The organism is Reichenbachiella sp. (assembly GCF_039969095.1).
Taxonomy (GTDB): Bacteria; Bacteroidota; Bacteroidia; order Cytophagales; family Cyclobacteriaceae; genus Reichenbachiella.
Window position 1 is genome coordinate 228,369 of the sequence record NZ_JBDVOL010000010.1, and the last position, 25,900, is coordinate 254,268.

Genomic DNA, 25,900 nt, shown 5'->3' on the forward strand with positions numbered 1-25,900 from the left:
TTTTTTATGGGATTTGATTAGATAATTATGGTTCCGTTCATTGGTGGACTTAAAGTAGATGCTGTGATTAGAAATGAAAACACCGTATTCGTATGAAAAGATTTAATTAAATTCTTCCATATTTAAATTGGTCGACCAATTTTCGCTTAGTAGATTTGAGCTTATGACATTTCACTTTCGCCTCCTTGCTGCAATGATGATTGGCCTCTTGGCTGATGGAGTAGCATACGCTCAATCCACTAATTTTTCAGTTTCTACACAGGCAGGATTTGATGATGCCATGCAAAATGCAAGCGCAGGTGATTCTATCATTTGGGAATCAGGCTCTTATCAGGATATTTTCATGGATATTGATAAGGATGGAGTGATTGTGACTGCTGAAAAGAGCGGAGGTGTGAGTGTGACAGGAGCTTCCAAAGTGGAAATTCCTGCCGATGATGTGACGCTAAGTGGCATCCAGTTTCTATCTGGTGACATTGGTACCGACCACGTCATCCAAATAGATGGAAGTGATGTTTTGGTGACTCAAATCAACATCAAAGATTATACAAGCTACAAATACTTAATCATCGATGAATTGTCTCAGCGAGTCATTGTCAGTTATAGCAATTTTGAAAATAGACTGAATCTAGACGATCAGAACATCCTTTCTATCCTTGTTGACGAAAACACACCCGGTTATCATAAGGTGCAATATTGCTCGTTCAAAAATTTTGACGGTACGGGTAACGATATGGGAATAGAGCCTATAAGAATAGGTGTAAGCACTCAGGCCGAATATGAAAGTCGGTCGATTGTGGAGTATTGCTATTTTACCAATTGCGATGGAGATGGTGAGTTGATTTCAAACAAAGCAGCTCAAAATGTCTTTAGATACAACACATTTGAAAACAATACGAAGGCGGAGCTGGTTTTAAGACATGGTGATCAAGGGGTGGTTTATGGTAACTTTTTCATCAATAATATGGGAGGAGTGAGAGTAAGAGAGGGTCAAAACCATTTTATCTATAACAACTATTTCGAAGGATTAGACAAACGGTCGATCTATCTGCAAAATGAAGAATCAGATCCATTAGAGAATATTCATATCTACTTCAATACTATAGTAAATAGCGCAGCGGTTTTACTCGGAGGTGAAGGAAGTTTTGAACCAAAAGGCGTTGTATTTGCCAATAATTTATTTGCCCAGCCTACTGAATCCTTGTTCGAAGACGCTACAGGCAATGAGACTTGGATAGCCAACTTGACAGAAGGGACATTGGGTATTACTCGACCTGATGGACTTACAGAGGTAGATTTGGAGTTGGAAACCAATAGCGAGGGCTATTTGCAAATAGGATCTGGGAGTGCTGCCATAGATGAAGGAGCTTCTGAGTATCCCGCCATCCCCACCATCGAAGGGCTGGATATTGATGAAGATATATTATTGGATTTGATGCGTCAAACCCGACCAACGGATGCTGCGACCAAAGATGTAGGGGCATTCGAGTACTCCGCTGATGGAGTGGTCAAACCACATGTGAACGAAAGTAATACAGGCCCAATCTACCTTTCTGATCAGGAGTTTTTCACTCTCAGCACGACAGTAGTTGGTAGTGGAGAAATTAATTTGAACCCGCCTTCAGGGTTTTATGCCTCTGGGACTTCCGTCATCGCCACGGCTGTTATCGTCAATGGGAGTCAATTCACGGGCTGGTCAGGGGATCTTTCTGGTACGACAAACCCACAGACCATCACAATAGATGGAAACATGGACATTACAGCCAATTTCACTGAAGTATTGAATATTGACAATGAGATCAATGGGAAGGGCTGGCGTATTTTTCCAAACCCGTCTCAACATAAGCTCAATGTTGATATTCGTACAAACCAGGCATCAAAAATTCAACTGGAACTGCTAACTATCACTGGCCAGCAAACAGGTATTGGTCTCCAGGATTCTTTTGTAGTTGGTGACCATTCTATTCAACTAGATATTTCTGATTTGTCAAAAGGGATATATGTAGTGAGCATCAAGCAGTTTGGCTTCGATGACCGACTGATTCATAGTGAGAGACAAAATCTCATCAAGCAATAAGAATTTTACAGTACTCATTCGTGTGATTGATCGCGCCAATCTTAGAGCGTTTCCATTTCGGAAATGACCGGATCGAATTTATAGATGTGATAAAATTGCTATATTGCAAATTAGCCTACCAGTAATTGGTAGACCAATTAGAAAAACAAAACAATGGATGGTTCAAGGCGCGCATTTATCAAAAAAATGGGTACAGTTTCCTGTGCTGTGCCTTTAGTATCCAATCCTCTGAATTTTTTGAGTTCTGATGAATTGGATAAACCACTAACCGTTCATCTCTTTTCCAAACACCTTCATTTTCTCGATTGGAAAGAAGCTGCTCAGTCAGCAGCGAAAATAGGCTTTCAAGGGCTGGATCTGACGGTTCGGCCTAAGGGGCATGTGCTACCTGAAAATGTAAAAAGAGACCTGCCAAAAGCTGTTCGTGATATCAATGGAGCTGGCCTTTCCTGTGATATGATTACTACAGCCATTTCGGATGCCAATAGTCTGGTGGATGAAGAGGTGATTAAGACTGCTGCCGCAGAAGGTGTAAAATTTTACAGGAGCAATTGGTTTAGTTACATGAACGATATTTCTCTGGAAGAATCGCTGGACTACTACAAGGCGACGGTTCGTCAGCTAGCCGAACTTAATAAGTCCTATGGTATCGTAGGATGCTATCAAAACCACTCCGGATTGAAAATAGGCGCTTCGGTCTGGGAAGTGAAGAAAATTCTAGAGGATGCAGACCCAAAGTATTTTGGTGCGCAGTACGATATCCGTCATGCGATTGCAGAAGGAGGCAAGTCATGGCCGAATGGCGTACAATTGCTGCGGTCACAGATCAAAACCATCGCACTGAAAGACTTCAAATGGGATAAGGTAGAGGGGAAATGGAACATCGTGAACGTTCCCATAGGGGAAGGTATGGTAGATTTCAAAACCTATTTCAAGCAATTGAAAAGCTATGGGCTAAACCCTCCGGTCAGTCTGCATCTGGAATACCCACTGGGTGGAGCAGAAAAAGGACGAACCGAAATTAAAGTTGATCAGCAGGTGGTTTTTGATGCCATGAATAAAGACTTAGACACTATTCAGCGATTTTGGAAGGAGGCTTAAATACATACAAGACAAAAACACTCAATCAGTACGATTAATAAATTTGATACAAATGAAACACTTACTTTTAATACTCACACTTGTTGCGACAATGGTGAGTTGCGAACAAACAACAACTAAAAACAGCGTAAAAGTCTCAGATGCCAAAGAACTAAAGGCTGCCATCACTAATGCTCAGCCCGGAACAGAAATTGTGATGGCCAATGGAGAATGGGATGATATTGAGATTCGGTTTTATGCTAGCGGAACAGAGAAACAGCCCATTACGCTTAGAGCGGAAACGCCTGGGCAGGTCATCATTCAAGGCCAATCGGATCTGAAGCTGGCTGGAGAGTATCTGGTAGTAGACGGATTATATTTCACCAATGGTGCTTCTCCCTCTCGTACCGTGATCCAGTTTGCAAAAGATAGTAAACGAGTGGCCAACCACAGTCGCGTCACCAATTGTGTGATCAAAGACTTCAATAAAGCACAGCGTAATGAAGCTGATTTATGGGTGCAATTCAGAGGCCGACACAATCAGCTTGATCATTGTTATATAGAAGGAAAGTCTAATCGAGGACCAACCATCAGAGTAGACTTAGCCGGAAATAAAAGCATCAAAAACTACCACAAGATCAACAACAACCACTTTGGACCCAGACCGCCAAAAGGCGGCCCAAGTGCAGAGACCATCCAGATAGGGAATAGCGGAACCTCGATGTCTCCAAGCCATACGCTAGTAGAGAGTAATCTATTCGATCGCTGCAATGGTGAAGTGGAGATCATTTCTAGTAAAACGAATTTCAATGAATTTAGAAATAACGTATTCTACAAGAGTCAAGGGTCATTGGTGACCAGACATGGCAACTACTGCATCGTGGATGGCAATTATTTCATAGGAGATGAAAATTCTCCACAAGTTGGTGGTATACGATTGATCGGCACCGGTCACTGGGTGATGAACAACTACTTCTACAAATTACGAGGTGAAATCTTCAGAGCGCCATTGGCTATGATGAACGGGATCCGACGGCCTGCGGTTAATCGCTATTTTCAGGTGACTGATGTGGTAGTGGCTTATAATACTTGGGTGGATTGTACTTCGCCATGGCAATTTGGTGTAGGGTCAAATGTAGATCAAAAGGACGTTTTGCCAGCCTCAGAAATCAGATCGGAAAGACCTATTCGCACCTTGCTGGCCAATAATGTGATTTACAATAGTACTGGTGACAAGATGCCGATTTTCCGTCACGATTCCATCAACGGGATTGACTTCAAGAGCAACGTGATCAATAACCAAGGAGTATCGTTTCAAGGTGTGGAAGGCCTTGAAACCAAGGATTTTAGTTTGAATGAAATTGATGAGAATATCTGGGTGCCTACCAGCGACTTCCCTTCCATAGCACCATATCAAGGGTTTGAATTTGAACAGATTACAAAAGATTTGTTTGGAAATAGTCGAAAAGGCAACAATTCTATAGGAGCGATCAATGGGTCAAAGGTGCAGAAGCCAAATATCATGGATCAGTCTCAATATGGGCCAGATTGGTATGATCCAAGTGCTATAACAGAAACATCTAAAACGTACTTAGCAAGCACAACTTCAGAATTGATAGATGCTATCGAAAATGCCAATGATGGTGATGTGGTAACGCTTTCTGCGGATAGTTATGAACTCAATGCACCATTAAAAATTGCTAAAAAGTTGACCATCCAATCAGCAGATTCTACGAAGAAATCGACCATCGTTTACCAAGGGCCGGCAGCTACTCCGGCATTCGAAATGAACCCCAAGGGTATGCTTAAGTTGAAGTCTATCGTGCTGACTGGGTCGGGAGAGAATTATGCTTTTGCTAGTTTGAAGGAAAATATGTCTAGTTTATACAATCTGAAGGTGAAGGATGTAGAAATATCCAACTTTGATTACGTGCTGAAAGGATATAAATTTTCTTTTGCTGAGTTCATCAAGTTCAAATCCACAAGCATTAAAAACTGCAACAATGGTATCGAACTGGCCGCTGAAGATGAAGACAAAGGAGAATACAATGCGGAGAATGTATTTATAACGGATTGTCAATTTGAAAATGTAGGAGCGAATGTAATCGACTACTACCGAGGCGGCTATGATGAGTCTACGGTTGGAGGCAATTTGCTTGTAAAAGGAAGCTCATTTAGCAATTGCGGAGCGAAAGATAAGTCAGGCATTTTGATCAATACCTACGGGATCATCAATGTAGCATTGATTGAAAACTCTTTTGAGAATAACCAAGTGGAATTAGTTGCCAGACTCTGGGGAGCTAAAAACAATTCGGCTTCTAACAACATAATCGAAAACTCAGGAAAAATGATCACTGAGCAAAATTTACCAATGAAATTGATGTACTAATGAGGAAGTTTGTCTTTGTTTTAATATTTCTTGGCATTGGAGAAAATGCCTTTTCTCAGCTCATAGTTTCTGATCGTGTAGTAGATAATCAGGAATTGGTAGGGTTGCTGAAAGCAGACATACGTAAGCAAATAGCTTCCGGAAATGAGATATCTGAGAGCGATCTGGCGGAATACTTCCGTCAGAAGTTCTCCGAGCGTTTCTTTTATGATTACCAATCCTTTGCTCAAAGGCTACCACATTACAATGCGGTATTCAATAAGCAGGAAGATCATGCCAAACGAGCGCTGGATCATATGGGTAAGTATGCGGATTCCACCCTATGGAAGTTGCCTTTTAATTACCTGAATGGTGAGCCAGTGAATGCGTATGCTTTACGACACTTGGCACGTCAGCACAAGATGGTCGACATTGCACTGCATTATTTTAACACGGACAAAGATCCAAAGTATATCCAATACTTTGAAAACCAGATGGGTTCATTAAATGCGGCTTTGGAAACGGGTGAGTACGAGAAAATTGAGGATGGAAATGGAGTTTACGAAGCATTTAGGTCGGGTTATCGAATCCTAAATTGGCTCTGGATTCACAATATGTTTCTGAACGAACCTGAATACTCCGATCAGGATCAGTTGACCACGATAGCTACTTTGCTTCAGCACGGACAACACCTCTACGAAGACAATGATCGCTTTGTGCCGGGTAATCATCAAACACGAGGCATGTCCGCTTTGGCCATGCTGGCTATTTTGCTTAGGGATTTTCGAGGAACTGACCTGTGGATGGATCGTTCGATGCTTCGGCTCAAAGAGCACATAGACAAGGAAGTGAATGACGATGGCTTTCAGTTTGAGCGTACCGTTCATTACCATATGAGCGACATTAACAATTATTACTATGTTTATCAGTTAGCCAAATTAAATGACATTCCGATTGATCAGGCATGGGAAGAAAAACTCAGAGGTTTATTTACTACGCTAGTCAAAGTAGCTTATCCTGACCGGACGGCACCCGTGCTGCAGGACGACACGGAGATTCCTTGGGCTGAGAAAAATGATATTTCTGGCGCCATGACCCTAGGGTATTTGTTATTTGAAGATCCTGAATTCGGGTATTTTGCTACTGATAAAGTAGATGATCGGGTGTATTGGTTTCTTAGCAATGACCAAATTAAGATGCTAGAAAACATCCAAAGAAAGCAACCAACCTATGGTTCATTGTCTTTTGATGATACGGGATATTTCATCATGCGAGAAGGTTGGGATGAAGAGGACAAAATGATGATTGTATCAGCAGGTTTGGATGAGGATAAGCCTGATCATCAGCATGGCGATATGTTAGGCATTCAAGCCATAGCCAATGGGCATGTCATTCTTCCTAATTATCAGGTGCGCTATTCGCTTGAAGACTACGGGTTTTTCAAGAATTCGATGGTCAAGAATGTGGCCTTGGTAGATGATCAACTTCAGGGAAAAAATTACACCTCCAATAGAGGAGGAAGTGGATTTGGTAAATTCAAGGGATTGCCAAACCCTGAAGTGATTGCCTGGGAGACCAATGATCATTTTGACTTTTTTGCTGGACGTCATGATGGATTTAAAAATATTGGGGTCACGTATACTAGGCAAGTGATTTTTGTTAATGATGAGTTTTGGATAGTCAAAGACGATTTCAATTCTGAAAATCAACACAACTACAAACAGGTATGGCAGGGGCACTATACGGTTGAAAATGGCCCTGGACTCTTACGATCGTTTGCACCAGACGCAAGCGGACACGATATTTTGCAGTTGATGGATGTGGATACCGTGATGAGTGATGGTACGCGTGGCAAACAATGGCGTGTGATAGTAAAAGAGAATCAAAAGGATTTCAGTTTTCTTACCGTTATATACCCCTACAAGGGATACAGCAACCGCTTGGATGAAAACTCGATAGGGCGGATAAATGATTGGAAAGTGGGTCTATCTGAATGGGAATTGGAGGGAGATGCTGCCAATAGTCTCAGTTCAGATAGCAGTACATATGTATTCGATGCGACAGCTATTAAAGGACAAAAATTTACTATACAAGCAGAAGGAGTATTGGATGTGTTTATTAAGCGCACCGAAAATCAACTTTTTATTTATTCCTTGGATTCAGAAAGTCAATCAATTACTTTGATTCCAAAAGGAAAAGGAAAGAAGGAAAGAAAGACGCTGGAGCCAGGATCGCGTTGGGTTGTAGATTATTAAATTAAGGAATTGATTAAATTGTAGAAACCCTATTTAACGAGACCAAAACCATCAATCATCATGAAAAAGCTGTTTTTACTTTTGAGTTTGTTCCTTTCTTTAAAAGCAACGGCGCAAAGCCCGATAGGAGCATGGGAAGCATTAACCACATCTGATCAGGGTGTACAATTAAGAAACGTGCTGATTTTTTCTGACGGTTATCAAGTATTGAGTATCTACGAAGCAGAATCAGGGAAATTCATCCATTCCAATGGAGGTACTTGGAAGCTGGAAGGAAGCATCATGACAGAGGAGGTAGAGTTTCATACCGATAATCCCGACAAAGTAGGTACTACTCCCAACTTTGAAATAGTGCTCACAGAGGATTTTATCCAAATTGTAGGCAGTGAGGTAAAGTTCAAAAGAATAGATAATGGAAGTCCTGGGGCACTTCAAGGAGCTTGGCTGATGTCTGGTCGAGTAAGAGATGGGAAAACTCAGACACGTGATACCACCCGACCTCGAAAAACCATGAAAATATTGTCAGGCACTAGATTCCAATGGATTGCTTACAATACAGAAACGAAGGAGTTTAAAGGAACCGGAGGTGGTACCTACACAACTGAAGACGGTGTTTATACCGAAAACATAGTGTTTTTTTCACGTGATGATACCAAGGCTGGTTTGAGTTTGAAATTTGACTACGAACTGAACAATGGCCAGTGGAATCATAAAGGCCTTTCCAGTAAAGGTGATCCTATTCACGAAATTTGGAGTGTGAGGGAGTAGGGTGGTTAACCAGCTCAATACAAATGAATCTTGAAATCAAAACATATCATCAAAAACAAAATTCTATAGATGAAGCCATTTGTGATGCCTTGTATGAAGTGATTGACCACGAATTAGCAGAATCCGAAAGTAAAATTTGGCATGCTCATCCCGTTTGGTTTTTGGATGGTAATCCGATTGTAGGCTATAGCAAACAAAAGAAAGGCTTGCGATTGATGTTTTGGAGCGGGGCAGATTTTGAGGAGGAGAGACTGAATGTAAGAGGAGTTAAGTTTAAAGATGCTTCTATGTTTTATCAGTCTGTTAATGAGATTAATCAAGTCGAACTAAAGAGATGGCTTGCAAAATCCAGAGACATTCAATGGGATTACAAAAACATCGTAAAAAGTAAGGGAGTGCTCGAACGGATAAAATAAACCTATGAAAACTCCCGCCTGATTACTCAGATGGGAGTTTTTTGTTTAAGTAGCAGTATCGCTTGAATCAAAACCGAACTAAATATCCGTACTACTAGGTATTGAAGCTGTTTGATTAGGAAATTAACTTTCAACAAATTAATCTAAACATCAAGCAAATGAAGAAATGTATTCTTAGCCTCATGGCTGTATCTATTAGCGTCATGGGATACTCACAAGACTGCCTGCCAGTGAAAAAAGGACAGAATTACAAGCTCTCCTCTATATCCTATGATACTCCCGTAGCACAGGATATTAATAAATGGACAAAAACTAAGCCAGCTAAAAGGGAAGGAATAATCGCTGAACATAATGAAAAAGTGATGGCAGGAAAGATGAAGCCAAAATATACTTTTGATATGACCTATGTGGCCACAGAAGTTGATAATAAGGAAGGGTTAGACCATGCAAAAATGGTAGCAACGATTAATAATGTTGAGTACGAATCCCATATCTCATGTACGGCTGATACGTTATACCTGGCCAGAAGAATTGGTTTTCAAGAGTCCATGAGTCCACAGGGTAAAAAGGTGGGATATTCCTTATTAGGAGTCAATAAGCTTCCAAAAGCTATCAAGGTTGGAGATCAATTGGAGCCCTATATGGATTACCTGTGGACTTATCCAGAAACTGATGTTATAGAAGTGAACGTTGTTTCAGCAAAAGGCACAAGTTATGCTGGTTTCGGAATGAATAAAAGTTGGGTTCAATATACGCCCACTAAGGTTCTTCAAACCAAATCTTTTCTGACGTTACAAATCAATAATGCGAATGCGCAGGTAACTGGAACTGTTGAGTATGCCTTAGGTAAGAAGAAATACACGGCTTATGTTATTGAGTCTGAATTGTGGACTAAAACCTTTGCGGATTTTGATTATCAGTCGAATGATAGCCGTGTGGCGGTAGAAAAAATGAATACAACCGTAGAGGACTATTGGACCAAAAAGGTGGCTAATCGTTTAGATAAAAATAAATTGGTCAATAACGATGGTTACATTGTTTCTTACAAAACAGAGTGGTTTGTGCCTGAGTTAGGTATGGTCAATCTCATAGTAAAGTCTCAAGGGTTTATTACGAATGAAACCAAATTGGTAGAATTGAAATAACACTTGATGATCAGTCAAATCACAACAAAAAACTCCCGCCTGAATAATCAGGCGGGAGTTTGTATTTTCATCAGTCTCCCTGAGTGATTAAAAGGGCAAACTTTTTACTTTAGAACTTTCAACTTATAGCTCAAGTGCGTCATTCATTTTTCTAACGGCAGTGGCACTAGCTTCGAATTTCGCTTTTTCGTCTTCGTTCAAATCCAACTCTACGATTTTTTCGATACCGTTTCTACCCAATATTACGGGCACACCAATACAGATATCTTTTTGTCCATACTCACCTTCTAAGTAAACAGAACATGGCATCATGATTTTTTTATCTCTGATGATCGCCTCAACTACTTCAGCGCCAGCAGCACCAGGAGCATACCATGCAGACGTGCCTAGAAGACCAGTCAATGTAGCTCCTCCTACCATCGTATCAGCAGCCACTTTTTCCATTCTCTCTGCAGAGATATAGTTAGAAGCAGGAGTAGCGTTGTAAGAGGCCAATCTTGTCAATGGAATCATAGTCGTATCGCCGTGTCCACCTATCACCATTCCTTTTACATCATTTGGATTACAATCTAATGCTTCAGACAATCTGTACTTAAATCTCGCACTGTCCAAAGTACCACCCATACCGATCACTTTGTTTTTAGCCAATCCACTAGTTTTAACAGACAAGTAAGTCATTGTATCCATAGGATTACTGATTACTACAAGCACGGCGTCAGGAGAGTGCTTCACTAAGTTTTCAGTCACAGATTTTACAATGCCTGCATTAGTTCCAATCAATTCTTCTCTTGTCATCCCTGGTTTTCTTGGGATACCTGATGTGATCACTACTACAGAAGAACCTGCAGTTTTAGAATAGTCGCCCGTAGTACCAATTACTTTTGCGTTGAATCCATTAAGGGTGGCACATTGGTTTAGATCCATGGCTTTACCTTCTGCAAAACCTTCTTTGATGTCTAGGATCACTACTTCATCAGCCAATTCTTTCATGGCTACATACTCAGCTACACTGGCGCCTACGTTTCCGGCACCTACTACGGTTACTTTCATTTTGTTTGTATTTTTTAATTCTAAATTAGGGATCTTTTCTTGCCGCAAAAATAGCCAAATTATGGGCTTAATTGACAAAAAGGAATGATTTCTTGAGGGCTGCTTATATTTTTCCCTGGTAGACTTTGCTCAGCTCGAAGAATCCAAAGTGAGACTTATAAGTTTTGAAAAGTTGAGTGGTGTACTCATTGTAAATTTCAGAAAAAGCACTCATCATTTTGGCTTTTACTTCTGGGTGATTTTGAAAAATCTCAAGCAAATTGATCTGAGGTATGACATAAAGCTGTGCCTTTTCAGACGTGATTACAGTAGTGTAAATTCTTTTGGCGTCTTCAATTAAGCAATTGTCCCCAAAAATACTCCCTCTATGTGATTCGGCTAATTGTTCAAATCTATTGTTTACATCTATAGAAAGAGATACTGATCCTCTTTTTATGATATAAAGTGCATGGCTGGGGTCGCCTGAGAAAAAAATCACTTCGTCTTGCTGGTAAGTTCTTAGGTGCATGCATGGAAGAAAAAGAGCCAGTTCATCTTCATTCAATTTTTCGAAGTGCCTGGTCTGAGCCAAAAATGCGATCAGTTCAAGTTCTTCTTTGTTATATTTTTTCTTAAATGGATTAAACATGATCAGTCATTTTTATGATCAATACGCGTTTAGTTTTAGGTGTGACTTTGTATCGATCGTCAATTCGGTACCCCGCCACCCAGATGATGTCATCATTTGATTCAAATAGCGTAACCCTTGATTTCAAGTTTACGGGAATTTTCTCATCAATCATAAAATCACTGATCTTTTTTTTGCCCTTCATTCCCAAGGGGATGAAGAAATCTCCTTGATTCCAATTCCTGATTTTTAGAGGTAAACTAATAAGGTCTGCATCTAGATTGGCGACTTTGGTGTCTTTAGACCAGCTTTCATTTTTATCGGTTATTTCTAAAGTAAAATCAGCAAACGGCACCGTGGCTAATTGGTTTATGTCGCTTATGAGTATCGAAAACGATTCGTTCGATTGTTGTGGTACAATACTGATTTTTTCTCTGTCAATGGCAAGTACAAATTTTCTGGAATAGAATTGTTTGCCAATGGCCTGAGCATTTGTCGCCTCTCCAATTGAAATGCATTGATCAAAATTAAATCCGTAAGGTTTTAATATCTCGGTAAGAACCGAAAGCCCGCCTTTGGATTCATCGTACCATTCCATGCCCAGAGAGTAAGTAGTATTCTTTTGTTTGAAGAATTGGCCCTTGATGCTAGACACCTCTTTCATTAATAGTTTTTCTAAAGCATCAAACCTGCGACTGTTTTGGAGCATCGTTTGCTCTAAGCCCGGATTGATCTCCTTTAGCTCTGGTATTACATTTAGCCGTAAATGATTTCGACTGTATTTGTCTTGCTGGTTAGAAGCATCTTCTCGCCATTCTAACTGATGCTCTTTGGCATACAGTTCAATCTCCTCTCGATTAGCAAATAATAAGGGTCGTCTGACATAATTATTCTTTAATGGAATACCACGCAATCCTGCTATTCCTGTGCCTTTGGTCAGGTTGTACAGCATGGTTTCCACTTGATCATTGGCGTGATGTGCGGTGAGTAGATATTTGTATTTGTGAGAAGCAAGTAGTTCTTCAAACCAGCGGTATCTTAATTCCCTTGCTGCCAACTGTGTGGATACCTGATGGTTTTCCGCATAAGTTGTTGTGTCGAATTTTTGCAAGTGAACTTTTGCATGATATGATTTCCCTAGACCTTCAATAAATGTGGCATCTTGATCTGAATCTTTACCCCTCAACTGAAAGTTGCAATGTGCAATTGCTGTTGAATACTTCAATGACATTAAAAGATGCAGTAAAACCACAGAATCTAATCCACCGCTGACGGCTATCAGCAGGTCATCTTCTGTCGTGAAGAGCGCTTCTTTATTGACGAATTTTTCGAATGATTGGAGTAATGTGCTCAACCTTTAGAATTTTGGATCAAACTTAGTTTTTTTTCGTTAGGTAAGCGAACGAACACTGCTTCATTTGGTGTGCAATTTGCTTATCGAGTTGAATGCGCTATAGTTTATTTATATCATGGTTTCCATGTAGTTTTGCTCCATATTTTTTCACTATGCGAAATACATTTCTGTTTTGGTTGGTTTGTGCCCTTCTTTTTTCTTCTGGCGTCATGGCTCAGAAAGGAGATAGAATAAAGTATAAAGCCGATAGATTAACGAATTCACGAGCTGGCAAAGTTCGATTCAAAAAGCTCTTGTACAACGTTGTTTTTACCCAAAAGTCAACTACAGTATATTGTGATTCAGCTTATTTTTATTCCAAATCGAATGAAATGGAGGCTTTTGGTCGGGTAAGAATAGTCGACGATTCAGTGACTATTACCTCCAAAAAGTTAATATACAAAGGAGATGAAGGTATGGCTCTGCTTCGAGAAGACGTGGTTTATCGAAAAGGAAGAAAAGTACTCTATACAGATATTCTTGATTATAATCTTCTTACAGAAGTGGGGGAATTCAAAGAGCATGGTAAGCTTGTGGACGAGCGAAATACCCTCACCAGTACCTATGGGGTTTATCACTCCAAGAGCAGTCAGGCATTTTTCTATAAAGACGTGTTATTGGTTGCACCAGACTTTAACCTGAAGGCAGATACATTGGAATATTCGTCGATTTCGAAAGTGGCAGTAACCAAAGGTCCTACCTATATCGTAAGGAGAGATGGAACCACCGTAGATGCAGACGGAGGAAGGTTTAGGACAGCACATGATCAGACCATATTTGATGAAGGTACAATTGAAACCAAAAACTATGTAGTAACTGGGGATGAGATTTTTATTGACGACAAAAGAAAAATTTATACAGCTAAAGGTAATGTAGTTATGACCTCAAAAAAGGATGATATCTTCATTCTAGGAGATAAGGCTGTTTATGAAAAGAGCAAAGGTTTAAGTACGGTATATGGAAGGCCATTGATGAAACGAGTGATGAAACAGGATACTTTTTTCATGGTTTCGGATACATTGATTTCCATAGAAAATGTGGACAAGGATAAGGAGAGAATTTTAGCCTTTCATAATATTCTTATGTACAAACTCAATATGCAGGGAAAATGTGATTCGGTGGCGTACTTTCTTTCTGATTCAATTATACACATGTACAATGATCCCGTTATCTGGAATAAAAGCAGTCAGATGGTGTCCGATAGTATAGAACTATTCTTTCAAGAAGATATTCTAAGAACCATGACACTCAAGAGAAATGCTTTTTTGATATCAATTGATACACTCGGTCAGCACAATCAGATCAAGGGTCGCAAAATGATCGGTGACTTCAATGAGTATGGAGATATTCAGGAAATGGATATCGACGGAAATGGCGAGAGTCACTATTTCGTTTTGAAGGGTGACAGTTTGATGATTGGTATGAATAAGATTTTTTGTAGCTCTATGACTTTGCGGTTTGATGAAAATGTAATGAAGAATATCACTTTTTACACACAGCCAGAAGCCAAGTTTATACCCCCACATGAGTTAGAGGAAAGTGAGATGTTTCTTGAAGAATTCGATTGGCGAGCTGACGAACGTCCAGAATTGTATGAAGTAGCGACATATTACAAACCTGGAGATCAGGTATCAAAACAAGAATTGATTGAAAAGAAGGCCAAAGAATTAATGGATGATCACCCTGACGCTTTGAAGAAGGGGGAGGAGTTAATGAAAAAGGGAAAAAAAATTGGAATCGACAAGCAACTAAAGCAAGCGGAACAACATTTACCTAAAGGGCGCTAAACCGTCAGAAAGGTGGATGAATCTCATCTCAATTTTTATTGTATTTAAACTAAAGAAGCTATATTTGCAGGCTTATGCGAAAAATGAGGGTTTTAGGGAATTTTGTACTGGTTTTTGCGTCGATTTTGGCTATTTCTTGTAGTGAATTCAAAAGACTACAAAAAAGTACCGATTGGCAGTTGAAGTATGAGGCCGCACTTCGCTACTACGAAGAAGAGGAGTATTACAAAGCAGGAGTCCTGTTTGATCAGGTATTACCAATCATCAAAGGTACCCTCGATGCAGAAAAAGCTAGTTTCTATAGAGCTTATTCTTATTATCACCAAAGACAATACATTCTAAGCGGAAGCTATTTCAAGGAGTTTGCGACGATCTATTCACGAAGTGACTGGGCCATAGAAGCGGCATATATGTCTGCTTATTCGGCATACTTGCAGAGCCCAGATTACAATCTGGATCAGAGTAGTACTTACTTGGCGATCAATGAGTTTCAGGTTTTCATCAATAGAAACCCTTATAGCGAATATGCTCAGCCCGCCACAAAGTACATAGATGAGCTACAGAGAAAATTAGAAAAGAAAGCATTTGAAAATGCTAAACAATATCATAAGCTAGAAAGATGGGAAGCTGCCAGGGTAGCTTTCGAAACTTTCGCTGATGAGTTTCCAGATTCTAAACTAAACGAAGAAATTCTGTACTATGCAGTCGATTCAGAGTTTAGTTATGCCAAGCAGAGTATTCGTGCGAAGCAAAAAGAACGGTTTCAAAAAACTATTGAAATCTACGAAGATTTTGTAGACAGGTATCCAGATAGTGAGTTCGTAAAAAAGGCTGAGAAGTTTTATGTGGAGTCACTAGAACAAACGAAAAAATTATCTAAAAATTCATAATAATGGCGGTTAAACCATCAATTGTAACAAGAGATATTACTGAATTGTCAAATTCTACTGGCAATATTTATAAGTCTCTAAATGTAATTTCTAAAAGAGCTAGACAAATTTCTTCTAACGTGAGAGAAGAGTTGAGCGGGAAATTGGCAGAATTTGCATCTACTGTAGACAATTTGGAAGAGATTTTTGAAAACAGAGAGCAAATCGAAATTTCTAAGTTTTACGAAAGAATGCCAAAGCCTACTGTAGTGGCTATCGAAGAATTTTCTGAAGGGAAAATTTTGGTTCGAGATGCTGTGAAAGAAGAAGGCGGCATCGAAATTTAATTCGCGCCCCAATGCTAAAGGGGAAGAAAATATTACTAGGAGTATGCGGCAGCATAGCCGCATACAAATCCGCTCTTTTGATCAGACTCCTGGTCAAGGCTGACTGTGATGTGAAGGTCGTAATGACTTCGTCAGCCAAATCATTTATTACTCCACTTACGCTTTCTACGCTGTCCAAAAATCCAGTGGTTTCTTCTTTCGAGAAAGATGATCAAGGGCAATGGGAGAACCATGTTGAATTGGGTCTTTGGGCTGATCTTATGATCCTAGCACCGGCCAGCGCCAATTCCATAGCCAAGATGGCTCATGGGCTATGTGACAACCTGTTGATGGCTACTTATTTGTCAGCCAAATGCCCGGTGATGATTGCCCCAGCGATGGATTTGGATATGTACAAACATCCTTCTACATGCACTAATCTTAAAACTTTACAATCTTATGGACATCAGGTACTGGATGCTGAGCATGGAGAATTGGCGAGTGGATTAATTGGTGAAGGCAGAATGGCTGAGCCAGAGGAGCTTTTCAACCACATTACAGCTCATTTTTCAAAAAAAAAACGATTCGAAGGTCAACGGGTGTTGATTACCGCTGGACCAACCTACGAAAAAATTGATCCTGTCCGATTTATTGGCAATCATTCTTCAGGTAAAATGGGATTGGCATTGGCTCACGCCATGGCAGATGAAGGCGCCCAAGTCCAGTTAATTGCGGGGCCAGGTAATTATGAATTAGTGACTGACGCTATTTCCCTCATACAAGTATCATCTGCTGATGAAATGTACGAAGCAGTAGCCAAATCTTATGATGAGACAAACATTGCCATTTTCGCAGCTGCAGTTGCAGATTATAAGCCGGTTTCTCAAGCAGTAGAAAAGATAAAAAAGGCAGGTCAGTCGATGACTATTGAGTTGGTGAAGAATAAGGATATTGCCGCTGAAATGGGTAAGCGCAAAGGAACTCATCAAATCAATGTTGGATTTGCTTTAGAAACAGAAAAGGAGGAGCAGTATGCCAAAGAGAAAATGTCTAAAAAGAACTTTGACCTCATCGTACTCAATTCTTTGAATGATAATGGTGCAGGATTTTCTGTGGATACTAATAAAATTACTATCTTCAGCGTTGATCAAAAACCGAAGTACTTTGAGCTTAAATCGAAGCAAAAAGTTGCCAATGACATCCTTAACTGTATTCATGAAAAAATCCAGTCTTAGCATTTTATTTCTTTTAATTTTCATCGCTTCCATTACGGGTAGCTATGCACAAGAATTGAATTGTCAAGTCAATGTGGAGGCCATTCAGATCGAAACTACAGAGCGGCGGGTGTTTGAAGAAATGGAAATTGAATTTGCTAAATTCCTCAATGACAGGAAATGGGCAGAGGATCGTTTTGAAAATAATGAGCGAATCAATTGCGGAATAAATATTACGCTAGAATCTCAGCCTTCGATTGGCAACTATCAAGCGACTGTACAAGTAGTTTCAGCTCGTCCAGTGTACAATTCTTCTTATGAAGCTGTTTTGATCAATTTTGCAGATCGTGACTTCAATTTTGAGTACACGGAGTCTCAGCCTTTGGATTTTCAACCGAACACCTATTTGTCTAATATTACTTCAATGCTAGGGTTTTATGCCTATATGATTCTAGCCAATGATTTCGATTCTTTTGAAAACCTGGGAGGACAGCCGTACTATGAGGCGGCCTGGCAAGTGGTGAACAATGCTCAGCAATCCGGTATACCTGGTTGGGATCAGTTTAATAGTGTAAGGAATCGATATTGGTGGGCTGAGAATAGCATTGATCAAGTGATGGAACCTATGCGGGAAGTGACGTATGAGTATCACCTCAAAGGATTGGATTTGATGGCTGATGATCCGGAAACTGCAAGAACTAATATTTTAGAAGCTTTGAAAAAAGTGCAAGCCGTAAACAGAGCCAAACCGCGTTCAATATTGATCATATCGTTCCTTGATGCGAAAATGGACGAAATAGTGAGCATTTTTTCACAGGGAGATTTAGCTCAAAGACGTGAAGTGTACAATATTCTAAAAGCTTTAGAACCTTCGAAAACAGAAGAGTTTAAGAAGATTTTAGAAAACTAATCCAACATCTTCTTCTTAGTGTTGAACTTTGAAAAAGATTCGTACTTAGATCGGTCTAAAATTTTTATTTTTGATTTCATTTTCAACTGAATAAGGGAAAGCATTTCATGATTTCAAGTTTGTCCATTAGTAATTACGCATTGATAAAAAAACTGCAACTCGAACCAGATGCAGGACTTAATATTATCACTGGAGAAACAGGAGCAGGAAAGTCCATCATGCTTGGTGCAGTTGGTTTGCTCTTAGGAAAAAGGGCTGATACCAAGGCTTTACTTGATAAAGACAAAAAATGTGTGGTAGAAGGGGAGTTTGATATTTCCAAACTTGACTTGGAGACTTTGTTTGAAGAGGAGGACTTGGACTACGAGGCTTCGACTATCATCAGAAGAGAAATCAACCCTAAAGGTAAATCCAGAGCATTTATCAATGATGTGCCTGTCACTTTAGAGATCATGAAAACTGTCGGGCTTCGATTGATTGATATTCATTCTCAAAATGAAAGCATACAATTGGGTAATAAGTCTGTGAAGGTGAAGCTGATTGATGACTTTGCTCAGACGTCCAAAGAACTCCATCAATTTCAATCGGATTTTCAAACCTTTAGCCAATTAGCCAAAAAATTAACCGATCTGTTGGATGAAGAGAAAAACGCTAAGTCAGACGAGGATTATAAAAAATACCTCCTTGACGAATTGGTTGCAGCAGATTTGAAAAAAGGAGAGCAAAATGACTTGGAAGAGGAACTAAAGCTCTTAGAACATGCCGAAGAGATCAAACTCAAATTATCGCAAATTTCAGGTGAATTTGATGAAAGTGAGATGGCGATCAACGACAAATTGAGAGAGGCAGCTGCTTCCTTAAAGAATATTTCTGGGTTTTCTAAAGAATTGGAATCCTTAAGCAAGAGATTCGAATCAGCAACAGAAGAGATTATAGATGTCATTCGAGATGTAGTCAATATCCAGGATAATGTAGAACACAATCCAGCGCGATTAGAAGAAGTTAGCCAAAGGCTGGACCTTATCTATAAACTACAACAAAAACACAAAGTATCTGATGTAAATGGTTTGATCGAGATTCAGACCAAATTGGAATCCGAAACCATAGGAGTCATCAACTTAGAAGAAGAAATCAAAGCGTTGAAATTAGAAAGTGAAAGGTTGAAAAAGCAAGTGATACAATCAGCTGAAATCCTTTCTGAAAAACGTCGCAGTCAGATCGATACTTTTTCTTCTTCACTCAATGACTTGCTGGCTGAAGTGGGGATGCCCGATGGTCATGTGGAGTTTGTTTACAAAAGAGTTGAGCCTTGGAAATTGGGCATAGATGAAATAGAAATTCTGTTCAGTGCCAATAAAGGGATCAAGCCTGAACCTGTAGGCAATGTGGCCTCAGGAGGAGAATTTTCCAGACTGATGTTCTGCATCAAGTATTTACTAGCCAGCAAAACGGCCATGCCAACGGTGGTGTTTGATGAGATCGATACTGGAGTTTCTGGAGAGATTGCATTGAAAATGGCCAACATGATGAGACGAATGTCAGAGAATCATCAGATTATTTCGATCAGTCATTTACCACAGATCGCCGCACGAGGCAAGGCGCATTATTTTGTGTATAAAAATAATGAAGCAGAAAAAGCAGAGAGTATGATTCGCAAACTGGAACCTGCAGACCGACTAGAAGAAATTGCCAAAATGATCGGAGGAGAGAATCCTTCAGATACGGCACGAAAGAGCGCGAAGGAACTCATAGAAATGAAATAACTTTTAACTTTTCCAAAGTTGTTTTGTCGAACTGTGCGAACAGTTCAAACTGGTGGCTTCTGAATTTGGAACTTTGAAAAAGTTGATAAGAGTAGCGTGAAAACTCACTTAATGCCAAATACTAAATACGAAATAGGGAGTAAAGTTTATCTTTACGATTTTTAAAACAAATAGAAACTAAATCAAATGTCTAATAATCTATTAAAAGGAAAAAGAGGGATCATTTTTGGTGCTTTGGATGAAAATTCAATTGCTTGGAAAGTTGCCTTGAAGGCAAAAGAGCAAGGAGCCACATTCACACTTACTAATGCGCCTATCGCATTGAGAATGGGAGCGATCAACCAGTTGGCTGAGCAATGTGGATCTGAAGTGATTCCTGCAGATGCTACCTCTATGGAGGATTTGGAGAATCTTTTTACCAAGTCTCAAGAAGTATTAGGTGGAAAATTGGATTTTGTATTACACTCGATTGGCATGAGTCCGAATGTAAGAAAAAATAAAGGATACAATGAATTGAACTACGATTGGATGCTCAAGACGATGGACATCTCAGCGATTTCATTTCATAAAGTAATGGCAGTAGCTGAAAAGCAAGATGCCATGAATGAATGGGGTTCTATCTTGGCGTTGACTTACATCGCTGCCCAAAAAACATTCCCTGATTATTCTGATATGGCTCAAGCCAAAGCCATGTTGGAGTCTATCGCACGTAGCTATGGCGAAAGATTTGCCAGATTGAAAAAAGTAAGAGTAAATACCATTTCTCAGTCTCCAACCATGACCACTGCCGGTTCTGGTGTGGGTGGTTTTGATGTATTTATGGATTATGCTGAAAAAATGTCGCCACTTGGTAATGCATCTGCTGCTGCTTGTGCAGACTACTGTGTATCCATGTTTTCAGACTTGACCAAAATGGTCACTATGCAAAATTTGATGCATGACGGTGGGTTCTCTTCTTCTGGGATTACTCAGGACATCATTGATCAAATGACTAAGTAAAACTTGAATGATCGCATCAAAAAAGTACGTCATTGCGAACGACGTGAAGCAATCTTATAGCTTGATTGGTATTCGAATTTTAAAATCACTTCGTACTCTCGTGATGACGGATTATATTTTTTGATGCGATTAATGACACTCTCGACATGATCGCCTTCCCCAACGCCAAGATCAACATCGGTCTCAATATCACCTCTAAGCGGGCGGATGGCTATCACAATCTTTCTTCCTGTTTTTTGCCTATCGATTGGAAGGATGCATTGGAAATTGTACCAGCAGACCAGTTTGAATTCACTTCTTCGGGATTAGAAATCCCAGGCGATAGCAGTGGCAATCTCTGCGTGAAGGCTTATGAGTTACTAAAAGAAAATCATGACATCCCACCCGTAAAAATGCACTTGCACAAAGTGATCCCTATGGGAGCTGGCTTAGGAGGCGGTTCGGCCGATGGTGCTTTTGCCTTGAAGCTGCTCAACGACCAGTTTGAGCTTGGTTTATCCAATGTCCAACTTGCAGCTTACGCCAAAACTTTAGGAGCTGATTGCCCTTTCTTTATAGAAAACCAACCCAAACTGGTGACAGGCATAGGAGAGGTGATGGAGGACATCAAAGTCGATTTATCAGAATATAAGATTGTGTTGGTATTTCCAGGTATGCAAGTAAATACCAAAACTGCTTTCGGAGGAATTACACCTAAAGCACCCAAGTACGATCTGAAAACCATACTCCTACAATCTCCCAAACACTGGCAAGGCACTATTATCAACGACTTTGAAGAAACGGTTTTCGTTGCTCATCCTGAAATTCAAACTATCAAAACACAGCTTCTTGAGTTAGGAGCTGATTATGCTTCTATGACTGGGACTGGGTCGGCAGTTTTTGGGGTGTTTCATGATTCGGTAGCTATGGAAAAGATGAAGAAGGAGTTTGGCCAGCATAGGATTTACTTTAAAGCGTAAACGTAGTTTTTTTGGTTGAGCTCCTATGTCTAGTTATTTGTAAACCAAAAAAATGAACCCAATACTAAAGTTATCATTAGTTGAATTGCAATCCAGTGATAACCGCTATTTGTTTTTTTGCTATCTAATTCAATTTTAATATCATCATTATTGGAGTCATTTAATTGGCTTATAATTTGATCATTTTGACGCTTATCATAGTCGAGTGAGACCTGAATTGAAATAATAAACCACATATAAACTCCAATAATTATAACTGATGAAATTAGAACTGCACAATCATTGGATAAAGCCAGTTTTGATTTATGATAGGTGGCAAATACAAATAGTGTCCAAATTGCAATGTTCATTTTCCATTGAATGGATCGTGTATTGAAAAATTTGCCTTTACGGAGTTTATAAAATTCGAGTGCTTCTTGACGGGTCATAGTATAATGTTGGTTAGTGACTTACAAGATAATATAGTATTCCTTCAAATGAAATTCCGATTTCCCTCCTAATAGCATTGATTTACAATTCGTGATTAATTGCCAGAAACCGAGTCATTCCATAGCTCCGTGAAGAAATCTCATCATTGACTTGGAGGCCAAACCTATAAGGTTTCCCAAAACCTTATAGGTTTAAAATCATTCGTTTATTCTATTTATCTGCTGTTTTCATACTTATTATCTGTCACATGACAGAAAATAATATGTGTATAGTTAGTGCCTGATTTTTACTCCAAAATGCCTCAATAAATTCATCCGAAAACGTCTACATTTCACCTATGAAATTGTGAAGCTCACCGGAAATAGCTTTCGCCAGTCGAAAATCGCCGTTAATCTTGCTACATAATTATTAAACAAGAAAAACAAATTCTTATGAAAGCTTTATCATTATTAGTGATCGCCACATTAACCTTTTCAACTGTATCAATGGCTGAGATTCACGGTGTAGAAACCAAAGAAGTTTCAGAAGTAAAGGCAAACATTTTCACTCAGAACAATGGTATGGTATTTATCCAGCTAGAGAACTCAACTGACGGCAAAGTAAGAATTGCTATCAAGGACGACGCTGGTGTTCTACTTCACGGTGAGACGGTAAAAAAAGACAAAACGCTCAAGAGATTTGACGTGTCTAACCTACCTGCAGGTACTTACTCTTACGAAGTGAATAGCGCTAATTATAGCGTAAAGAAAGAAATTGTAAAGAAATAACCGAAGCCGTCGGTTCGTAAAAAATACTTAATCGTTAAGTAGTTTTGTTTTTGTATCATGCAAAGAATCCTAGCCTGGCCGCTAGGATTCTTTTTTTGTTCAATCTATACATTTTTATTAAGTAATCCCGCTCTGGTTGGTGTTGTTATCACAAAAGTATCTAAGGACCTATGATAATAGTAGTATGTAGGTCACGCCAAAGAATCCCTTAGGGATCAGATCAACATAGGTCGCCAAATAAGACACACCGCATCTGGTAATTTCTTCTCTCACTAGAAAGCCATTCCGTAGCTAAGCAAAGGAATATCCTCGCTGACTTACAGACTGCTATGAGTTGAGGTTTCGTCTGTTGCCAATCCCCGCAGGAAGAGGCAATGATTAAAGAGGATATTTCAAGAAATCTCTTTGCAATGAATCACATAGATTATGCTCGGTATTATGACTTATATGTACTTTTCTTGCTAATTACCTGTGGTATCACAGGTAATAATATGTGTATTGTTCGAGCTATGTTTTTGTATGAAAAAGCACCCATAAATTCATCTGGAAACGTCTACATTTCACCTATCAAATTATGAAGCTCACCGGAAATAGCTTTCGCCAATTGGAAATCGCCGTTAACCTTGCTACATAATTAATAACAAGAAAAACAAATTCTTATGAAAGCTTTATCATTATTAGTGATCGCCACATTAACCTTCTCAACGGTAACTTTTGCTGAGATCCATGGTGTAACAGCCACAAAGGAAACTTCAGAAGTAAAGGCAAACATTTTCACTCAGAACAATGGTATGGTACTTATCCAGTTGGAGAATTCGACTGACGGCAAAGTAAGAATTGCTATCAAGGACGACGCTGGAGTTTTACTTCACGGTGAGACGGTGAAAAAAGACAAAACGCTCAAGAGATTTGACGTGTCCAACCTGCCTGCAGGTACTTACTCTTACGAAGTAAAAAGCGCTGATTATAGCGTAAAAAAGAAAATTGTAAAGAAATAACCGAAGCCGTCGGTTTATAAAAAATACTTAATCGTTAAGTAGTTTTGTTTTTGTATCATGCAAAGAATCCTAGCCTGGCCGCTAGGATTCTTTTTTTTTATACTATCTATTCTTCGTAAAGAAATATTTGCTCAATGGAAGTTTCGAATAGCTTAGATGCTTTGAATGCCAAAGGTAAACTGGGGTCGAATTTTCCTTTTTCAATGGCATTAATAGTTTGCCTAGAGACGGCTAGAAGATTTGCCAATTGTGCTTGAGTCATGTCTCGCTCAGCCCGGAGTACTTTCAATCTGTTTTTCATTTGTATCTGATTCTTCCTACAAATACGCCTATGGCGTAAGTTATACTTATGAGCATCAAAAGATAAGATATCTGAGCATCAGATTGTATAATGTTCTTTTGATCCAATAGCGAATAGCTCAACCCTGCAATCACTCCAATTCCTAATGCAATGGCCAAAGCTTCTAGCTGAATTTTCTTCTGCATTTCGTCTAAGCCATTGAGGTGACGCTTATTGGCTAGAATCATTCCCACGCCTAATCCGAGGTTTACTAGAATTCCTGTAATGGTCAAGGCCTGATTGTCCCATAAATACTCGGGCCCAAATGTGGCTAGTGCTAAAGATGAAGTCCAGGCCATGGTCCAAATGGCCAGGTTGACCGTGTTCTTCTTCATGGCTTTGGCCCAACTGTTATTTTGATTTGATGTCATGTATGTTTTATATTATGTAAAATAAACTTGACACAAATATACAAGTAAAATTCATAATGACAAATAAACTTTACATTATGACAATGTGACTTGAATTATTAATAAGAAATTAAACCCAATCAATGCCTTTTATGAGTAGATCCAGGGTCTGCTGTTCTTTTGAACCATCTACTGGGGTATGATTATACTCCCAATTGGCTTGTGGGGGTAAACTCATCAAAATGGACTCAGTGCGTCCATCGGTATCTAGCCCGAACTTGGTGCCTTTGTCCCATACCAAATTGAATTCCGCATAACGGCCACGCCGTAGATATTGCCACTGTTTTTGATCTTCTCCGAAAGGTAAATCCTTGTTTTTGGTCATCAAATGTGTATAAATAGGAGCAAATTGGCTTCCCACATCCTGCACAAATTTCCATCGATCTTCTTTGCTGAATTGATCATTGGCTGATAATCGATCAAAGAAAATACCGCCTACACCGCGCGTTTCTTTTCTATGTTTGATATAGAAGTAATCGTCGGCCCATTTTTTGAATTCTGGGTAAAAGGAGGCGTCATGTCGATCACAGCACTCTTTCATTTGGTTGTGAAAATATTTCGCATCTTCATCATTGATATAATGGGGCGTAAGATCGATACCACCTCCAAACCAGCTGATCCCATTGCTCATTTCAAAATAGCGAACATTCATGTGAATGATCGGTACCATTGGGCTAAGTGGATGCATGACGATGGATACACCGGTAGCGAAAAAATCAGCCTCATCAATCTTTAAAGCTTCCAATATTTTTGTAGGAGTAGGGCCATAGACTGCAGAAAAGTTGACACCACCTTTTTCAATGATATGGCCTTCTTTGATGACTCGTGTTCTACCGCCGCCACCTTCTGGTCTTGACCATAGGTCTTCTTGAAACCTACCTTTGCCATCTGTTTCTTCTAGTTGAGCACAGATATCATCTTGCAATCCTTTGAACCAGTTTTGTATTTCTTCTTTAGTCATTATTTTATA

General features: G+C 39.6%; 24 protein-coding genes. 17 read left to right on the forward strand and 7 right to left on the reverse strand.

The genetic code is table 11. The annotated features are described in order from the left end of the window. Positions 1-163 precede the first annotated feature (163 nt). The 7 genes from ABJH98_RS04320 (at position 164) to ABJH98_RS04350 (ending at position 10,109) form a co-directional block, all read left to right on the forward strand. Positions 164-2,077, forward strand: a complete 1,914-nt coding sequence (locus ABJH98_RS04320; protein ID WP_348306402.1) for a chondroitinase-B domain-containing protein — start codon at positions 164-166, stop codon at positions 2,075-2,077. A 153-nt stretch (positions 2,078-2,230) separates the two neighbouring features. Continuing rightward, positions 2,231-3,178, forward strand: a complete 948-nt coding sequence (locus ABJH98_RS04325) for a sugar phosphate isomerase/epimerase family protein (protein WP_348306403.1) — start codon at positions 2,231-2,233, stop codon at positions 3,176-3,178. Between the two features lie 52 nt (positions 3,179-3,230). Next, on the forward strand, positions 3,231-5,546 hold the full coding sequence (locus tag ABJH98_RS04330) for a chondroitinase-B domain-containing protein (protein WP_348306404.1): 2,316 nt from the start codon (positions 3,231-3,233) through the stop codon (positions 5,544-5,546). After that, positions 5,546-7,780, forward strand: a complete 2,235-nt coding sequence (locus ABJH98_RS04335) for a heparinase II/III family protein (RefSeq protein ID WP_348306405.1) — start codon at positions 5,546-5,548, stop codon at positions 7,778-7,780. The genes ABJH98_RS04330 and ABJH98_RS04335 overlap by 1 nt, the downstream gene beginning before the upstream one ends. Before the next feature lie 60 nt (positions 7,781-7,840). Next, positions 7,841-8,548: a membrane or secreted protein gene (locus tag ABJH98_RS04340; protein WP_348306406.1), complete on the forward strand. Its 708-nt coding sequence runs from the start codon at positions 7,841-7,843 to the stop codon at positions 8,546-8,548. A 23-nt stretch (positions 8,549-8,571) separates the two neighbouring features. Continuing rightward, positions 8,572-8,964, forward strand: coding sequence for a DUF1801 domain-containing protein (locus ABJH98_RS04345; protein ID WP_348306407.1), 393 nt, complete (start codon positions 8,572-8,574; stop codon positions 8,962-8,964). 158 nt (positions 8,965-9,122) lie between these two features. Further along, positions 9,123-10,109 carry a hypothetical protein gene (locus tag ABJH98_RS04350; RefSeq protein ID WP_348306408.1) on the forward strand — a complete coding sequence of 329 codons (987 nt, stop codon included), beginning with the start codon at positions 9,123-9,125 and terminating at the stop codon, positions 10,107-10,109. A 123-nt stretch (positions 10,110-10,232) separates the two neighbouring features. Here ABJH98_RS04350 and ABJH98_RS04355 read toward each other — a convergent pair whose 3' ends face one another. The 3 genes from ABJH98_RS04355 to tilS all read right to left on the reverse strand — a co-directional run bounded on the left by ABJH98_RS04355 (position 10,233) and on the right by tilS (position 13,120). After that, positions 10,233-11,159, reverse strand: a complete 927-nt coding sequence (locus tag ABJH98_RS04355) for a malate dehydrogenase (RefSeq protein WP_348306409.1) — start codon at positions 11,157-11,159, stop codon at positions 10,233-10,235. Positions 11,160-11,262: 103 nt separating this feature from the next. Continuing rightward, complete coding sequence (locus ABJH98_RS04360; protein ID WP_348306410.1) at positions 11,263-11,787, reverse strand: cyclic nucleotide-binding domain-containing protein; 525 nt, start codon at positions 11,785-11,787, stop codon at positions 11,263-11,265. Beyond that, a complete protein-coding gene (gene tilS / locus ABJH98_RS04365) occupies positions 11,780-13,120 on the reverse strand; it encodes a tRNA lysidine(34) synthetase TilS (protein ID WP_348306411.1) in 1,341 nt (446 codons plus the stop codon). Before tilS ends, ABJH98_RS04360 begins: the two co-directional genes overlap by 8 nt. A 152-nt stretch (positions 13,121-13,272) precedes the next feature. Here tilS and ABJH98_RS04370 point away from each other — a divergent pair, with 152 nt between their 5' ends. The 8 genes from ABJH98_RS04370 to ispE all read left to right on the forward strand — a co-directional run bounded on the left by ABJH98_RS04370 (position 13,273) and on the right by ispE (position 21,986). Further along, positions 13,273-14,946 carry an OstA-like protein gene (locus ABJH98_RS04370; protein WP_348306412.1) on the forward strand — a complete coding sequence of 558 codons (1,674 nt, stop codon included), beginning with the start codon at positions 13,273-13,275 and terminating at the stop codon, positions 14,944-14,946. A gap of 74 nt (positions 14,947-15,020) precedes the next feature. Beyond that, positions 15,021-15,836 carry an outer membrane protein assembly factor BamD gene (gene bamD, locus ABJH98_RS04375; RefSeq protein ID WP_348306413.1) on the forward strand — a complete coding sequence of 272 codons (816 nt, stop codon included), beginning with the start codon at positions 15,021-15,023 and terminating at the stop codon, positions 15,834-15,836. Between the two features lie 2 nt (positions 15,837-15,838). Continuing rightward, positions 15,839-16,162 (forward strand): DNA-directed RNA polymerase subunit omega, encoded by a 324-nt coding sequence (locus ABJH98_RS04380; RefSeq protein ID WP_348306414.1) that lies wholly within the window; start codon positions 15,839-15,841, stop codon positions 16,160-16,162. A gap of 11 nt (positions 16,163-16,173) precedes the next feature. Beyond that, positions 16,174-17,376, forward strand: coding sequence for a bifunctional phosphopantothenoylcysteine decarboxylase/phosphopantothenate--cysteine ligase CoaBC (coaBC, locus tag ABJH98_RS04385; protein ID WP_348306415.1), 1,203 nt, complete (start codon positions 16,174-16,176; stop codon positions 17,374-17,376). After that, a complete protein-coding gene (locus ABJH98_RS04390; RefSeq protein WP_348306416.1) occupies positions 17,357-18,265 on the forward strand; it encodes a DUF4835 family protein in 909 nt (302 codons plus the stop codon). The genes coaBC and ABJH98_RS04390 overlap by 20 nt, the downstream gene beginning before the upstream one ends. Positions 18,266-18,372: 107 nt before the next feature. Then, complete coding sequence (gene recN, locus ABJH98_RS04395) at positions 18,373-20,028, forward strand: DNA repair protein RecN (protein WP_348306417.1); 1,656 nt, start codon at positions 18,373-18,375, stop codon at positions 20,026-20,028. A gap of 186 nt (positions 20,029-20,214) precedes the next feature. Continuing rightward, positions 20,215-21,027 (forward strand): SDR family oxidoreductase, encoded by an 813-nt coding sequence (locus ABJH98_RS04400; RefSeq protein ID WP_348306418.1) that lies wholly within the window; start codon positions 20,215-20,217, stop codon positions 21,025-21,027. Between the two features lie 146 nt (positions 21,028-21,173). Then, the gene (gene ispE / locus ABJH98_RS04405; protein WP_348306419.1) at positions 21,174-21,986 is read left to right on the forward strand and encodes a 4-(cytidine 5'-diphospho)-2-C-methyl-D-erythritol kinase; all 813 of its coding nucleotides are present in this window, start codon (positions 21,174-21,176) and stop codon (positions 21,984-21,986) included. Between the two features lie 29 nt (positions 21,987-22,015). Here the strand turns inward: ispE and ABJH98_RS04410 are convergent, their stop codons facing one another. Beyond that, positions 22,016-22,414 (reverse strand): hypothetical protein, encoded by a 399-nt coding sequence (locus ABJH98_RS04410; protein WP_348306420.1) that lies wholly within the window; start codon positions 22,412-22,414, stop codon positions 22,016-22,018. A gap of 432 nt (positions 22,415-22,846) precedes the next feature. Between ABJH98_RS04410 and ABJH98_RS04415 the strand changes: the two genes are divergently transcribed. Both ABJH98_RS04415 and ABJH98_RS04420 read left to right on the forward strand, forming a co-directional pair. Beyond that, on the forward strand, positions 22,847-23,182 hold the full coding sequence (locus tag ABJH98_RS04415; protein WP_348306421.1) for a T9SS type A sorting domain-containing protein: 336 nt from the start codon (positions 22,847-22,849) through the stop codon (positions 23,180-23,182). A 659-nt stretch (positions 23,183-23,841) separates the two neighbouring features. Next, positions 23,842-24,180: a T9SS type A sorting domain-containing protein gene (locus ABJH98_RS04420; RefSeq protein WP_348306422.1), complete on the forward strand. Its 339-nt coding sequence runs from the start codon at positions 23,842-23,844 to the stop codon at positions 24,178-24,180. A 106-nt stretch (positions 24,181-24,286) separates the two neighbouring features. Here the strand turns inward: ABJH98_RS04420 and ABJH98_RS04425 are convergent, their stop codons facing one another. The 3 genes from ABJH98_RS04425 to hemF form a co-directional block, all read right to left on the reverse strand. Beyond that, positions 24,287-24,481 carry a helix-turn-helix transcriptional regulator gene (locus ABJH98_RS04425; protein WP_348306423.1) on the reverse strand — a complete coding sequence of 65 codons (195 nt, stop codon included), beginning with the start codon at positions 24,479-24,481 and terminating at the stop codon, positions 24,287-24,289. After that, a complete protein-coding gene (locus ABJH98_RS04430; RefSeq protein WP_348306424.1) occupies positions 24,478-24,891 on the reverse strand; it encodes a hypothetical protein in 414 nt (137 codons plus the stop codon). The genes ABJH98_RS04425 and ABJH98_RS04430 overlap by 4 nt, the downstream gene beginning before the upstream one ends. Before the next feature lie 109 nt (positions 24,892-25,000). Then, positions 25,001-25,891, reverse strand: coding sequence for an oxygen-dependent coproporphyrinogen oxidase (gene hemF / locus ABJH98_RS04435; protein ID WP_348306425.1), 891 nt, complete (start codon positions 25,889-25,891; stop codon positions 25,001-25,003). Positions 25,892-25,900 lie beyond the last annotated feature (9 nt).